A 14,282-nucleotide genomic window follows, 5' to 3' on the forward strand; every position below is an offset into this window, starting at 1 on the left:
CCGCGCCATCATCGCGCCAAACGATTTTCGGTACAGGCCCCCCAACTTGAGAGCGTGTCGCTTTTGAGAGGGATTGACCTTGCCGACGAAATGCCCAAGTCGGACACTGCGGTTTGCAGGAGAGACGGCATGGCGGACGTGACGATCGTTGAGGTGGGCGCGCGCGACGGCCTTCAGAACGAGCCGGAGATCGTTTCCACTGCCGACAAGCTCGGCCTCATCACGCGCATGATCGATGCAGGCGTGCGGCGCCTCGAAGTCGCGAGCTTCGTCAATCCCAAGCGCGTGCCGCAGATGGCGGACGCTGAAGCTGTGATCGCGGGCCTGCCTGACCGCCGCGATGTCTCCTACATCGGACTTTGCCTCAACAAACGCGGCGTGCTGCGCGCCATCGAAAGCCGCGACGGCAACAAGCGCGGCGTGGACGAGGCGGGCTGCGTACTCGTTGCCTCGAACACGTTCGGCGAGCGCAACCAGGGCCAGACGATCGATCAGGGAATCGCCGAAAATCGCGAGATGCTGCGGCTTGCCCGCGAAAACGGTCTTGTCGCGCAGGTCACGATCTCGGCGTCCTTCGGCTGCCCGTTCGAAGGCTACGTGCCGCCCGAAACCGTTGTGCGCTGCGCCGAGGCGATGGCCGAGGCGGGCGCCGAGGAAATTGCTCTGGCCGACACGATTGGCGTCGGCGTGCCCGCGCAGGTGACGGACCTGTTTGGCCGCGTGCGCGCCGCCGTGGGAGACAGCGTGCGGCTGCGCGCGCACTTCCACAACACGCGCGGCACGGGCATCGCCAACGCCTGGGCCGCCTATTCGGCCGGCGTGAACGTGCTCGATTCCTCGCTCGGCGGCCTCGGCGGCTGCCCATTCGCGCCGAAGGCGACCGGCAATATCTCGACCGAAGACCTGTTGTTCATGCTCGATGGCTCAGGTGTTTCGACCGGTGTCGATCTCGCGGCTGCGATCGCCGTGAACCACTGGTTCGAAACCGTGATGGGTCGGCCGCTGCCCTCGATGGTCGCGAAGGCGGGGCCGGCGCCCGGCGCTTACCCCGCAGCCAACTACTGCGTCTGAACCTCGTCGCGGTCGAGGTCTGAGCCCAGCAGCGGGTTCTTCAGCGAATAGAGCAGCATCGCGAGCAGCAGTACGGCGCTCAGGAGGTATGGCAGAGGCTGCCAGACCTGATAGAGCGCGATGCCGATCGTCGGCGCGATGATGAACGCCGCGCCGTTCACCGCGGTGATCGCGCCCGCCGCGCCGCCCTGATCCTCAAGCCCCACGGCGAGTGACGCGCCCGCGCTGAACCCCGGCCGCGCGAAGCCGTAGCCAAGCGAGGCGATCGCGAACGATAGCACGATTCCGTAGAAATCGGTCGAAACCGCGAGCAGGATCGAGCCCGCGGCGGCAAGGCCAGCCCCCCAGCGCAGCAGCAGCTTCGGCCCGAGGTGAAACATCGGGATCAGCGCCCATTGCGCGAGCAGCGTCGCGGCGGCAGCGGCCATCAGCGCGATGCCGATGAAGGTTTGCGCTTCGATCGGCGGCAGACCGAGCCGGTCGATGATGAAGAAGCCGAGCGACTGGCCGCTCGCCGCTTGCGCGTTGCCGATGGCGAGCCCGTAGATCGAAAACGGCAGGATGCGCGGATCGCGCCACGACAGGCCGCGGTGTGTCCGTGTCCGCGCGCCGTGGGTGCTGCGCGGGCCGGTCGCGACGGTCGGCTCGAGGTTGGCGATCGGCCGTTCCTCGCCTGCGCTCGGCGCATCGGCGGGAAGGCGGCGGGAGACGATGATGAGCGTGATCAGCGCGAACGCCGCGAAAGCGAACATCGGCCCCGAAAGCGTGACAACCGGCAGCACGAAGAACGGCGCCACCGCCGGTCCCACGATCGTGCCCAGCCCGAATGCGGAGGCCAGCACGGAAAGCGCGCGCGTGCGCTCCGAGGGCGTGGTCCGCGAGGCGACATAAGCCTGCGCCGCCGGATTGGACGCCGAACCGAACAGACCGAACAGCGAACGCGCCGCGGCGAATATGATGAACACGGCAATCGGCGCGATCAGGTGCTTGAGGCCGGCGAGAATCACGAACGCGCAGATCAGCTTGGAGATGAAATAGCCGCCGAGCCCCAGTAAAATCAGTGCTTTGCGGCCGTAGCGGTCCGAGGCGTCGGCCCAGCGCGGCGCGGCGAAGGTCCACATCAGCGCCGAAAACGAGAAGATTGTCGCAACGAGCAGGTCGGGGATGCCGAGTTCGCGCCCAATGGTGGGCAGTACCGATTGCAACGCGGTGTTGCCGGCAGCCACCACGAACAGCACGAGGAACAGCAGCGCGAAATCGCTGCGAAGGCCGCCCGACGGGTTCATGCGGCGATCGCCTTCCGCCGGCCCGACCATGCTGTCATCAGGCAGGCGCCCGCCACGATCGCACCGCCGAGCACGACCTGCGCGCGCACGTGTTCGTCGAACAGCCACCAGCCGAACAGCGCCCCCCAGCCGAGCGCGGTATATTCGAGGACCACCAGTTTCTGCGCTTCGGCGCGCGCGTAAGCAAAAGCGAGGAGCAGGGTGCCGCCCGTACCGAGCGCGCCCATCAGCGCGAACAGCGGGAGCGCGCCGGGGGCAGGCAGCGGCGCTGCGAACAGCGCGAAGGGCGCTGTGTAGAGCGCCGGAAAGGCGGCGGCGAGGACGCTGATGACCTGCGGATCGTCGCGCGTTGCCCGCTGCCTGAGCAGAACGATGGAGAGCGCGTAGAGCACTGCCGACACGAACACGGCTGCGACCCCTTCGGTGCGGTTGGGCATCGGCACAGGGACATGGCTGGTTACCGTCACCAGAACGCCGCCAAACCCCACGAGACACGCCGCCACACTCATCGCGCGCATCCGCTCGCCGAGCAGAACGCGGGCGATGAGTGGCACCAGCAAGGGCGCGATGAAGGAGATCGCGATCGCCTCGGCGATCGGGATCGCCCAGAGGCCGTAGAAGAACAGGTATGCTGCGGCGGCGATCACGAGCCCGCGCACGGCATGGCCCTGCAAGGTCTCGCGCGAGAACGCGACCTTGCCGAGGCGCAGCAACGGCAGCGCGATGAGCGTGCCTGCGACGTAACGCATGAAGGTGACGGTGATGATGGCATGCGTCTGTGCGCCGAGCTTGATCGCACCGTCCATGGCGCACAGCAGTGCGATGGCCAGAAAGGCGAGCAGCATCGGCGGGGCGGAGGATGGGCGCATGTTCTCGCTGCTTGCCGAGGCGCGGCGGGTGATGTCAATCCGCGCGAAGTGCGAGGGCGGCTATTTCCGGGGCTTCGGCGGGCAGCGCGTCTTGTCGCCGTTCACGCAGGCCTGCCAGTCGGCGATTTCGCGCTGACGCTGGTCATAGGCGGCCCGCGCGGCCTCGTACTCCGCCTGCGCCTGTGCCGTACGCGCGGTCGCGGCCTGATGCTCGCGCATCTGTGCCTGGTACGCGGCCTGCGCGGCGGCATACCCGGCATCGCTGGCATCCGTGCGCGCCTTCACCTCCGCGTTCAGCCGCTTGCGGGCGCTGATTGCGGCGGCTTCGTCGGGCGCGGCGGTTTCATCGGCAGCCCGGGGCGGAGCGGCAGGCGCCGGTTCGGGCACAGCCACGGGCTGCAGCACCTGCGCGGCCATCAGGAGCGCGACATGGAGCAGGATCATCAGTCTTCCTTTCGGATCAGCGGCACCCCGTCCGTTCGGCCAGTGTTGCCGGAAAAGCCGTTTATCATCACCTGAACGCTTCTACCTTCAACAATTTCAGCGTAGTTATGTTTCTCAATCACACTGTGGGACGGACCTCTGCTGCGATCGCGGCGCGCATCAGGGTCGAAACAGGGAACGCCGCGGGGGAACTGCTGATGGGCAAAATTCTTGAAAATCTGCATCTTACGCTGGGTCTGGGGCTGGTCCTGGCGATCGCCCTGATCTTCGGGCTGCATGGCGATTTCGCCGCCAACGGTGCGCTTTTCGGGCAGACCGTGCTGCGCTGGCTGCACGTGTTCGCGGGCATCACGTGGATCGGGCTGCTCTACTATTTCAACTTCGTCCAGATCCCGACGATGCCGGCGATCCCGGCCGAACAGAAGCCGGCGGTGAGCAAGCACATCGCCCCCAAGGCGCTGTTCTTCTTCCGCTGGGGCGCGGCGTTCACGGTGCTGTTCGGCCTGCTTCTGGCCGGTCACCTCGGTTACCTCGTCGAGGCGCTGACGCTGCAACCGTCGTTTCAGCTGATCGGCATCGGCATGTGGCTGGCGCTCATCATGGCGTTCAACGTCTGGTTCATCATCTGGCCGAACCAGAAGAAGGCGCTGGGCATCGTGCCTGCGGAAGACGCGGCAAAGGCGAAGGCCGCACGCGTCGCGATGCTGACCAGCCGCATCAACACGCTGCTGTCGATCCCGATGCTCTATGCGATGGCGGCCTACCAGTCCTGGCCGATCTGAGCCGGGCACGCGGCGCATGGCCACGTAAGAGGGGGCGGTCCTTTGGGACCGCCCTTTTCGTTCAGGCAGCGTGGCTTAGAGAATGTTTACCTTATCCTGCGAGTGTCTCCTGAGCCTCGCGCACAGGTCCGCGCGGGGGCACGGAGTATTCGGATTGTTCGAAACACAGCTGCGCATCCGTTCGCTTGTCTATGCCGGCGCGGCCTCCGCCGTGATCGCCTTGCTCGTGTTCGCCTACAGCCTTGGCTGGCCGCCGAGCCTGCCGTCGGCGGGCTCGCTCGTCGTTCTCGCCGGTGTCGTGATCGCCAGTGCCGCGGTTGTCTTCGCGGCGGTGCATTATACGCTGGCGCCGGTCGTGATCGCGGTCGAGAAGATCACCGATTTCGTGCGTCCCCGCCGCGATGGCGACGTTCCGCCGCCGATCCCGCGCACAGTGCGCCGCACGCTCCCCAAGCTGACCGCGGCGATCGAGCTGTTCAAGAAGCGCATCCAGACCAATATCGATACGATCCAGCAGACCGCCCTGCAGGATCCCGTCACCGATCTTCCCAATCGCCTGAGCTTCCGCCGCACCGTCGAGCGCCACCTGCGCAGCATGGCGCGCCGGGAAGGTGCGAAAAGCGCGATCCTGTTCATCGATCTCGATCGCTTCAAGTCGGTGAACGACAGCCTCGGCCACGCGCAGGGCGATGTGCTGCTGGCGATGTTCGCGGCGCGGATGCGCGTGCTGCTTTCCGCCGAATCGAACCGCCGCGGCCCGGGCTGCGGAGAGGCTGTGCTGGCGCGTCTTGCCGGCGACGAATTCACCGTTCTTCTCCCCGATGCGGCGGGGCCTGCCGATGCCACAAAGCTCGCGCGGCAGATCCTGCGCGCCATGCAGGAGCCGTTCGAGTTCGCGGGCCAGTCGATCGTGATCGGCGCCAGCATCGGCATCTGCATCGCGCCCGACGACGGCGAGACTTACGAAACGCTCACCCGCAACGCCGACACGGCGATGTATTACGCGAAGGACAGCGGACGGAATCAGTATCACCTGTTCGAAGCCGCGATGCACGAGCGCGTGCGCGACCGGCTGCAGCTCGAATCGATGCTGCGCGCGGCGATCGCGGGCGGGCAGTTCGAACTGCACATGCAGCCGCAGATCAATGCGGAAAGCGGCGAGCTCGTCTCGGCGGAGGCGCTCATCCGCTGGCGCCACCCGGACAAGACACTGCGCGCGCCCGCGTCGTTCATCGATATCGCCGAGGATAGCGGCCTCATCGTCGACGTCGGCCGCTGGGTGATCGCGGAAGCCGCGCGGATCGTCGGCGAATGGCACGCCCGCGGCGACAAGCTCAAGCTCAGCGTCAATGTCTCGCCGCAGCAGGTGGAGCGCACCGATTTCGTGCGCCATGTCCGCGCGTGCATCGAAGCCTCGTCGGCGCCGCCCGAGATGCTCGAAATCGAGATTACCGAATCGACCGTGATGTCGTCCGATCCTGTGATCGTCGATCGCCTCGCCGAAGTGCGCGCGCTCGGCATCAGCATCGCCATCGACGATTTCGGCACGGGCTATTCGAACCTCGCGCGCCTCAAGGATCTGCCGATCGATCGGCTGAAAATCGATCGCTCGCTCGTGAAGGATGTCGCCACCAGCGCGGATTCTCGCACGATCATTCAGGCGATCGTCAGCCTTGCCGGCGGGCTTGGCTACGAGTGCGTTGCCGAAGGCGTCGAAAGCGAGATTCAGGCCGATATCCTCAGCGTCATCGGCTGTGAAATCCTGCAGGGCTACTGGATTTCGAAGCCGATCCCGCTCGCCGAATTCGAAACCTGGCGCGAGGCGCATGAGCCGGAGCATCTCGGAGCAGCGCTTTGACGAATGCGAAGGTGCGCTCGGGCTTCAGGGCACGGCTTGAGCGTCTGCCCTTCCGCGTCAAGCTTGCCGCGGCGGTTCTGTTCGCGTGTACGGTGGCGCTCGCGCTCGCCAGTTCGGTGTTCGCCTATCTCCAGTATCAAACCGTCGTCGCGGCCACCTACAAGATCCAGGAACTGACCACGCAGGGCGTCGCCAGCATCGCGGCGGGGCCGATCCTCGCCGGCGATACGGAGGAGACGCTGCGCGTGCTGCGCCAGCTCGATTCGGTGGAGGTGATCCGGCAGGTGCGCGTGCGCGACGTTTCGGGCAAGGATATCATCACGCTGAAGCGTACTGCGCCCGCTCCCAAGGGGCGAAGGGCAGTCTCTTCGGCGCCGATCGTGGCGAAGGGCAAGATGCTCGGCTCGATCGAAATCACCACGGTCCAGAAGTTCGAGACCAAGCCTTCGTTCGCCTATCTGTTCGCCGTCATAGGGATCATCGCTGTCGCGTTCCTCGTCTCGCTCTTCTTCGCGGCGGGGATCAGCGTGCTGCTGTTCCGACCGCTCAAGGTGATGACGCTCGCCATGGAACGCATTCGCGACAGCGGCGACTATAGCCAGCGCGTCGAGCGGTTGGGCGACGACGAGACGCGCCGCGTCATCGATTCGCTGAACGCCATGCTCGACGAGGTGGAACGCCGCGACCACGAGCTGGCATCGGCCGCGAAGGAGCTTGCCGAAGCGCGCGACGTCGCGCAGCACGCGAACGAGGCGAAATCGCAGTTCCTTGCCAACATGAGCCACGAGCTGCGCACGCCGCTCAACGCGATCATCGGCTATGCCGACGTGCTACATCAGGATCTTGCCGAACAGGGCCAGACGCAGCTGTCGGAGGATGCGCGCTGGATCGACGGTTCGGCACGGCACCTCCTCAGCATGATCAACGAGCTGCTCGACATGGCGAAGATCGAGGCGGGCCGCATGGAGATCGATGTGCACGAGTTCAGTGTGCAGGGGCTCCTCGAAGAGGTCCGCTCGACGCTGGAGCCGCTCGCACAGCAGCAGGGCAACCGTCTTGAGCTGCGCATCGCGCCCGATATCGGCATCGCCGAGCACGATTCCATGAAGCTGCGGCAGTGCCTGATCAACCTCGGCGGCAATGCCTGCAAGTTCACGAAACAGGGCCATGTCATCCTGTCGGCGCGTGCGCTTACCATTGCGCGGCGCGACTGGATCGAAATCAGCGTTTCGGATTCGGGGATCGGCATGACGCCGGAGCAGATCGACAAGCTGTTCAAGCCCTTCGTGCAGGCGGACGCCTCGACGACGCGCCGTTTCGGCGGCACAGGCCTTGGCCTTGCCATCACCGCGCGGCTTGCCGAGCTGATGGGCGCGCGGCTTACGGTGGATAGCCTCCCCGGCGTCGGCTCCACATTCAACCTGCGCCTGCCGCGCAAGCATCAGGAATCCCTGCGCGAATGGGACGATGCGACGGGCTCGCAAAAAGGGTCAATTAATAATCAACCAAATTCTGAGACCATGGCGGCATAAAGAACAAGACATGGGCGTATCAATGACAGTGAATGCGGGAGACCGGAACGGTTGTCGAATCCTCGTGGTGGATGACGTGGAGGCGAACCGTTCGGTGGTGTGCAGGCGGCTTGAACGCCTGAATTATACGGTGGTCTCCGCGGAAAGCGGTGAAGCGGCGCTGCAGCTCATCGAGAAATCGCCGCCCGATCTCGTGCTGCTCGACTACATGATGCCCAACATGAACGGTATCGATGTGCTGCGCGAGCTGCGCACCAATTCGCGCGTCAGCGAGGTGCCAGTCATCATGCTCACCGCGCGCGCCGACGCGCAGACCGTCGTCGCCTCGCTCGAAGCGGGTGCCGACGACTATGTCTCGAAGCCGATCGATTTCGACGTGCTTGCCGCGCGCATCGAAGCACAGCTCCAGCGTCGTCAGCACGCCGCCAACCTGAAGCTCGCCAACGCCAAGCTCGACGAGCGGGTCACGCGCCGTGCGATCGAACTTTCGGAACTCGAGGAACAGCTCGAACTCGAAAGCGAACAGCGCCGCGTTCTGCAGAGCGAGGTCGAACGCCTGATCGCGGACCGCAAGGCCGTGCTCACCGGGGGCATCAACCCCGATCTGATCGAGCCGCCGCTGCAGCGCATCGCGCAGATCGCGGCGAGCCTTGCGGATCCCGGCCGCGCCGACATGCCGGTGAACCCGGCGGCGATCGCGGAAATCGCCGCGCTCGCGCGTCAGGCGCTGGGCGCCGTCCGCTAGCGGAACCAGCCCTTTACGCGCAGCCAGGCGAGAACCCCGACGCCGAGCGCCACGTTGAAGCCGACAATGGCATAGAAAGCCCACGCTTTGTCGGCGTAGGGGATGCCCGCGACGTTCATGCCGATAAGGCCCGTGATGAACGTGAGTGGCAGGAATACCGCCGAGACGATGGACAGCACGAGCGTGCGGTTTCCGACCGCTTCCTGCCGAAGATCGGAGAGCTGGTCGGAAAGCACCGCCGCCTGATCGCGCACGGCGTCGATCTCCTCGATGATCCGCGAAACACTGTTCGCCGCCGCCGAAAGATTGATGCGGTCGCTCTCATCAAAGAATGCGAAGGGTCCGCTTGCGAGCTGCGTGAGCGCGTCGCGCTGGGGGGAAATGAAGCGGCGCAGGCCGATCGCCGTGCGGCGCACCTTGCCGATGCGCGGACGCAGATGTCGACGCCGTTCGTCGATCACGTCTTCTTCGAGCAAGTCGAGGCTCTGCGAAAGATCGTCGAGCGTGTGGTCGAGCCGCCGGATCAGCACGTCGGCAAGCTCCACGATGAAATCGCCGGCATCGCGCACCGCGCGGTCGCGCAGCACATGTTCCATGTCGGCGATGGCGAGCAGCGGACGAAAATTGATGCTGAGAACTTCGCCTGCCGTCACCCAAAGGCGGATCGAGACGAGATCGTCGGGATCGGCGTCGGGGTTCTCGTTGACGCCGCGCAGGATCACGAGTGCGCCTTCGGCGATCTTGGCGGTGCGGGGCCGGGTTTCGAGTTCCAGCAGCGACCAGACTGCCGCTTCGGGGACGCCGGATCGCTTTTCCAGCCATTCGCGGCACGCCGTGTCGTTGCCGTCGATATGGCGCCATAGCAGCGCGCAGCTTGGAGCCTCGCTGGCGTCCGGCGGCGCATCGAGGCGTGTCGCCGTGCCGTCCGGCATGATCGTGTAAGCGAAACTGCCGTTCTCGTCCGCGCTCACGATGCTCTCCGCAGGATGATGGTAAGGCCTGGCCTGTCTCCGATGACGTCTTCGGTCAGCCGGACCGCGTCGCGTCGGCTCCTGTCGAGGATCGCTGTCGGCACATCGTTCCCATGGACGATCGTGTCGGCACGGGAGAGAAGCCGGAGCTGCCGGAGCGTCAGGTCGTCGGGGTCGTCGCTTGCAAGCACGATCTCGTGGCGTTCGGCGTCGCGCGTGTCACTGAGCGCGAGCGCAGCGTCAATCCGCGCGTCCGGATCGGGAACATCGCGCAAGGGGTCGAGCGCGCCGCCCGATGCGAGCAGCCGGTCCCAGAACCGTCGCCGCCCCGATGGTGTCGGCCGCGCGTCCGCCACGCGCGCGCGCGCGGCGCGGATGCTCCGGGCAAGATCGCCGAGCGCGGCGGGGAGCATTGCTTCCAGCCGTTCGCGCAGCGCCTTGGCAAGCGTCGCCGAGGCCCCGCCCGTGCCGATCGCGACGATCACGGGCGAGCGGTCGATGATCGCGGGCACGGTGAAGTCGCAAAGGTCGGGGCGGTCGACGACGTTCACCAGCAGCCCCTGCGCGTGCAGCACAGCGACGTCGGCGGGCCCGGCGTCCGCCGCAATGAAGGCGATGCGCGCGGCATCGGGGTCGCTGGTAATGACGCCGCCCGCCGCTTCGATCAGGCGCCGTTTTGCCTCCGCCGCTTCGCCGTCGCCGACGAGGAGCACGGACATGCCCTTCAGGTTCAGGAAAACGGGAAGCTGGTCCATCGGCGGCAGGAATGCCACGCCTTCGCGGGGCTGGGAAGCCTTTGGGGCTATGCGTCCCTTCGCCCTCCTAGAAGCTCGGCAGTTCGCTCACGTTGTCGGTGTGGATGCCGCACTCGGTCTTGTCCCAGCCGCGCCAGCGCCCCGCGCGCGGGTCTTCGCCCGGCTTCACGACGCTCGTGCACGGCTGGCAGCCGATCGAGAGGTAGCCTTCGGCCTCCAGCGGATGGCGCGGCAGGTCGCGCTCCGCGAAGTACGCCTCAAGGTCGGCCTTCACCCAGTCGCCGAGCGGGTTCAGCTTCAGGCGTCCATCCTCGATCTCGAAGCGGGGAATGTTGGCGCGCGTCTGTGACTGGAACGCCTTGCGGCCGGAAATCCAGCTGTCGAGGCCCTGTTTGGCGCGCGCGAGCGGCTCCACCTTGCGGATCGCGCAGCAGCCGTCCGGGTCGTAGGACCAGCGCAGGCCGGTCGCGTCCTTCGCTTCGAGCACGGCGGCATCGGGCGTCACGACGTCGCGATGGGTCATCCCCAGCCGGTCGAGCAGCTGCACGCGGTAGCGCTCGGTTTCCGGGAACATCTTGAGCGTGTCGACGAACACAACGGGCACAGTGGGATCGACGCGTGCGATGAGATCCAGAAGCACCGCGCTTTCCGTGCCGAACGAGGAAACGACCGCCGTCTTGCCGAGCAGCTTTTCCTCGAACACCGTGCGCAGCATTTCGAGCGTGTCGACACCCGCGAAGCGTGCGTTCAGAGCGTCGGCGTCTTCCTGCGTGTAGGCAGGACGCACGTCGATGGTATCGAGCTTGCGGGCCGCATCAGCCATGACGAAGAGCCCATACCGGCGAACGTCCGTCCGCCGCCTTCTGATAGACGTTCTCGTAGCGCGACAGCGCGCGGCCGAGTGCATCGGTGTCGATGTCGGCTTCGGGCGCGAAGCTGTCGAAGCCGCAGCGGTGCATGAACGGGATCTGGTCGACGAGCACGTCGCCCGCCGCCCGCAGTTCCCCCGTGTACCCGGCTTCGCGCAGGATACGCGCCGCCGAATAGCCCCGCCCGTCGCGGAACTTGGGGAACGCGATTTCGATCAGGGCAAGCTGACCGAGATGCGGGATGAGCTTGCGCGCATCTTCGTCCGATTCCAGTCGTACGGCCGTGGCGTTGGACTGGCCGAGGAAAGCGTCCAGCGTCACCGCCGGTTCCTCGTGCGCGGCGTCGTCGCGGAAGCGCAGTGCGTTATCCATAGATCGCCTCCTTGAACGGGTCCATGCCGACGCGGCGGTAGGTATCGAGGAAGCGTTCGCCCTCGGTGCGGAGCGTGCGGTATTTCTCCACCGTGCGCTCGATCGCATCGACGATACCGTCCTCGTCGAAGCCGGGGCCGGTGATGCGGCCGAGGCTCGCGTCTTCCGCGCCCGATCCGCCAAGCAGCAGCTGATAATTCTCCGTGCCCTTGCGGTCGACGCCGAGGATGCCGATGTGCCCGGCGTGATGATGCCCGCAGGCATTGATGCAGCCCGAAATTTTGAGCTTCAATTCGCCGAGATCGCGCTGCCGGTCGAGGCCCTCGAAACGCTTCGCGATCTTCTGCGCGACCGGGATCGAACGCGCGTTCGCAAGGCTGCAATAATCAAGACCGGGGCAGGCGATGATGTCGCTGATGAGATCGAGGTTCGCGCTCGCGAGATCGGCCGCAACCAGCTTCTGCCAGATCGTGTAGAGATCGGCCTTCTTCACATGCGGCAGCACGATATTCTGCGCGTGCGTGACGCGAAGCTCGTCGAAGCTGTAGGTTTCCGCGAGGTCCGCCATCAGGTCGATCTGCGCGGACGACGCATCGCCCGGAATGCCGCCGACCGGCTTCAGGCTGATATTGACGATCGCATAGCCCGGTTGCTTGTGCGCCTTCACGTTCTGGTCGAGCCACACCGCGAAATCGGGATCGGAGCGATCGACCGTATCGCCAATGCCGGTTTCGAACGCCGGCGGCGCGAACTGCGCGGCGATGCGCTCGAACTCCCCGGCGGGCGGATCGAGGCCGAGCGTTTTCACATGCGCCCATTCCTCTTCCACCTGACGCGCGTATTCCGCCGCGCCGAGTTCGTGGACGAGGATCTTGATGCGCGCCTTGTAGATGTTGTCGCGGCGCCCGTAGCGATTGTAGACGCGCAGGCACGCCTCCAGATAGCTGAGGAAATCGCCCGTCGGCAGGAATTCGCGGATCACCGGCGCGACCATCGGCGTGCGGCCCATGCCGCCGCCCACGAACACGCGGAAGCCGAGCTCGCCCGCATCATTGTTGTAAAGCTGCAGCCCGATGTCGTGCAGCTTGATCGCCGCGCGGTCTTCGTCCGCCGCGACGATCGCGATCTTGAACTTGCGCGGCAGATAGCTGAATTCCGGGTGGAACGTCGACCACTGACGCAGCAGCTCCGCCCACGGGCGCGGGTCCGTCACCTCGTCGGCGGCGGCGCCGGCGAACTGGTCCGACGTCGTGTTGCGGATGCAGTTGCCGCTCGTCTGGATCGCGTGCATCTCGACGCTCGCAAGGTCGGCGAGAATGTCGGGCGCGTCTTCCAGCTTGATCCAGTTGTACTGAATGTTCTGGCGCGTGGTGAAATGGCCGTAGTCGCGGTCGTACTTGCGCGCGATGTGCGCGAGCATCCGCATCTGGCGGCTGTCCATCGTGCCATAAGGGATCGCAACGCGCAGCATGTAGGCATGAAGCTGCAGGTAAAGCCCGTTCATCAGCCGCAGCGGCTTGAACTGGTCCTCGCTGATCTCGCCCGCAAGACGCCGCTGCACCTGGTCGCGGAACTCCTCGACGCGGGCATCGACGATCGACTGATCAAATTCGTCGTACTTGTACATCAGATCACCCAGCTTCCCGCCTTCGGATCGGCGGGCTTGATATTGAGGTCGAGCCGCACGGTGGGGCCGAGCGCGCGAATACGGTCCTTGATGTGGCCGGGGCGGGGGCCTTCGGGCGTTTGCTCGCCGTCGATCACATAAGGCGCGTTCACGCGGCGCGCGGCTTCCTCGGCGGCGGCGATCGCCTCGCCGTGGCCATCCACATCGACCGCCTCGGCGACATGGCGCGACCAGTCGCTGCCCGTCCACCAGACGACATCGCCGGTCTTGAGATCGTTTCCGGTAAGCAGCTTCACGCCTGCATCTCCAGTTTTCTGATGTCCACGTCCGCACCAAGCGCGGCGACCGCGCCCACGACGATGAGCGCCGGGCTCTTTACCGCATTCCGCGTTACCGTCCCTTCGAGATCGGCGAGGATGCTGCGAATGACGCGCGCACCCGGCAATGTCCCGCGTTCCAAGATCGCGACCGGCACGTCCGGCGTCAGCCCATCCCCCATCAGTTTCTCGGCGATGGCGGCAGCGGTGGCGACGCCCATGTAGATCACCAGCGTGCGGCCCTTGCCCGCAAGCCCCGCCCAATTCTGTTCGGTGAGGCCCTTGCACTGCCCGGCGACGAAACTCACGATCGAGGCGTGATCGCGGTGCGTGAGCGGCATCAGCGCTTCGGCCGCCGCGCCGAGCGGCGAGGAAATGCCGGGGACGACCTCCACGGGCACGCCCGCGGCGCGCGCGGCTTCCACTTCCTCGCCGCCGCGCCCGAAGATGAACGGATCGCCGCCCTTCAGGCGCACGACGGTGTTTCCGGCCTTCGCCTCGGCGACGAGCAGCGCGTTGATGTCGTCCTGCGCCATCGTGTGGCGCGCGCGCCGCTTGGCGACGCTGATGCGGCGGGCGTCATGCGGCGCCAGGGCAAGCACGCGCGCATCGACAAGCCCGTCGTGCACGACGACATCGGCAAGGCCGAGCGCCCGCGCAGCGCGCAGCGTCAGCAGGTCCGGATCACCCGGCCCGGCGCCGACAAGAATGAGTTTGCCCATGGTCATGGCCGCTAGATGGTCTGCCCGCGCGCGAAGGCCAAGCAAGGCTTTCTTTGGGTGCG

At 66.0% G+C, this 14,282-nt stretch carries 15 protein-coding genes; 5 read left to right on the forward strand and 10 right to left on the reverse strand.

The window, feature by feature from the left end:
- Positions 1 to 129 precede the first annotated feature (129 nt).
- A complete protein-coding gene (locus H2052_RS00420) occupies positions 130 to 1,071 on the forward strand; it encodes a hydroxymethylglutaryl-CoA lyase (RefSeq protein ID WP_293776574.1) in 942 nt (313 codons plus the stop codon).
- Here the strand turns inward: H2052_RS00420 and H2052_RS00425 are convergent.
- The 3 genes from H2052_RS00425 to H2052_RS00435 are packed head-to-tail and all read right to left on the reverse strand — an operon-like array spanning position 1,059 to position 3,670.
- On the reverse strand, positions 1,059 to 2,387 hold the full coding sequence (locus tag H2052_RS00425; protein ID WP_293776577.1) for an MFS transporter: 1,329 nt from the start codon (positions 2,385 to 2,387) through the stop codon (positions 1,059 to 1,061). The two genes, H2052_RS00420 and H2052_RS00425, sit on opposite strands and share 13 nt — an antisense overlap.
- On the reverse strand, positions 2,354 to 3,226 hold the full coding sequence (locus H2052_RS00430) for a DMT family transporter (protein ID WP_293776580.1): 873 nt from the start codon (positions 3,224 to 3,226) through the stop codon (positions 2,354 to 2,356). Before H2052_RS00430 ends, H2052_RS00425 begins: the two co-directional genes overlap by 34 nt.
- Positions 3,227 to 3,286: 60 nt before the next feature.
- Positions 3,287 to 3,670: a hypothetical protein gene (locus tag H2052_RS00435; RefSeq protein ID WP_293776583.1), complete on the reverse strand. Its 384-nt coding sequence runs from the start codon at positions 3,668 to 3,670 to the stop codon at positions 3,287 to 3,289.
- Between the two features lie 197 nt (positions 3,671 to 3,867).
- Between H2052_RS00435 and H2052_RS00440 the strand changes: the two genes are divergently transcribed.
- The 4 genes from H2052_RS00440 to H2052_RS00455 all read left to right on the forward strand — a co-directional run bounded on the left by H2052_RS00440 (position 3,868) and on the right by H2052_RS00455 (position 8,587).
- Complete coding sequence (locus H2052_RS00440; protein WP_293776586.1) at positions 3,868 to 4,452, forward strand: urate hydroxylase PuuD; 585 nt, start codon at positions 3,868 to 3,870, stop codon at positions 4,450 to 4,452.
- Between the two features lie 154 nt (positions 4,453 to 4,606).
- Positions 4,607 to 6,310: an EAL domain-containing protein gene (locus tag H2052_RS00445; protein WP_293776588.1), complete on the forward strand. Its 1,704-nt coding sequence runs from the start codon at positions 4,607 to 4,609 to the stop codon at positions 6,308 to 6,310.
- Positions 6,307 to 7,842 carry an ATP-binding protein gene (locus H2052_RS00450; protein ID WP_293776590.1) on the forward strand — a complete coding sequence of 512 codons (1,536 nt, stop codon included), beginning with the start codon at positions 6,307 to 6,309 and terminating at the stop codon, positions 7,840 to 7,842. Before H2052_RS00445 ends, H2052_RS00450 begins: the two co-directional genes overlap by 4 nt.
- 10 nt (positions 7,843 to 7,852) lie before the next feature.
- On the forward strand, positions 7,853 to 8,587 hold the full coding sequence (locus H2052_RS00455; RefSeq protein ID WP_293776592.1) for a response regulator: 735 nt from the start codon (positions 7,853 to 7,855) through the stop codon (positions 8,585 to 8,587).
- Here H2052_RS00455 and H2052_RS00460 read toward each other — a convergent pair.
- Genes H2052_RS00460 through cobA form a run of 7 tightly spaced genes read right to left on the reverse strand, consistent with a single transcriptional unit; the run spans position 8,584 to position 14,220 of the window.
- Entirely contained in the window at positions 8,584 to 9,558 is a 975-nt protein-coding gene (locus H2052_RS00460) for a zinc transporter ZntB (RefSeq protein ID WP_293776595.1), read from the reverse strand. The genes H2052_RS00455 and H2052_RS00460 overlap by 4 nt on opposite strands.
- Positions 9,555 to 10,331 (reverse strand): siroheme synthase, encoded by a 777-nt coding sequence (locus tag H2052_RS00465; RefSeq protein WP_293776597.1) that lies wholly within the window; start codon positions 10,329 to 10,331, stop codon positions 9,555 to 9,557. Before H2052_RS00465 ends, H2052_RS00460 begins: the two co-directional genes overlap by 4 nt.
- 49 nt (positions 10,332 to 10,380) lie before the next feature.
- Positions 10,381 to 11,136: a phosphoadenylyl-sulfate reductase gene (locus tag H2052_RS00470; RefSeq protein ID WP_293776600.1), complete on the reverse strand. Its 756-nt coding sequence runs from the start codon at positions 11,134 to 11,136 to the stop codon at positions 10,381 to 10,383.
- Positions 11,129 to 11,554, reverse strand: coding sequence for a DUF934 domain-containing protein (locus H2052_RS00475; RefSeq protein WP_293776603.1), 426 nt, complete (start codon positions 11,552 to 11,554; stop codon positions 11,129 to 11,131). The genes H2052_RS00470 and H2052_RS00475 overlap by 8 nt, the downstream gene beginning before the upstream one ends.
- Entirely contained in the window at positions 11,547 to 13,181 is a 1,635-nt protein-coding gene (locus H2052_RS00480; protein ID WP_293776606.1) for a nitrite/sulfite reductase, read from the reverse strand. The genes H2052_RS00475 and H2052_RS00480 overlap by 8 nt, the downstream gene beginning before the upstream one ends.
- Positions 13,181 to 13,477 carry a DUF2849 domain-containing protein gene (locus tag H2052_RS00485; protein WP_293776608.1) on the reverse strand — a complete coding sequence of 99 codons (297 nt, stop codon included), beginning with the start codon at positions 13,475 to 13,477 and terminating at the stop codon, positions 13,181 to 13,183. Before H2052_RS00485 ends, H2052_RS00480 begins: the two co-directional genes overlap by 1 nt.
- A complete protein-coding gene (cobA, locus tag H2052_RS00490; protein WP_293776610.1) occupies positions 13,474 to 14,220 on the reverse strand; it encodes a uroporphyrinogen-III C-methyltransferase in 747 nt (248 codons plus the stop codon). Before cobA ends, H2052_RS00485 begins: the two co-directional genes overlap by 4 nt.
- Positions 14,221 to 14,282: the final 62 nt, after the last annotated feature.

The organism is Sphingosinicella sp., assembly GCF_013911755.1.
GTDB lineage: Bacteria > Pseudomonadota > Alphaproteobacteria > Sphingomonadales > Sphingomonadaceae > Sphingosinicella.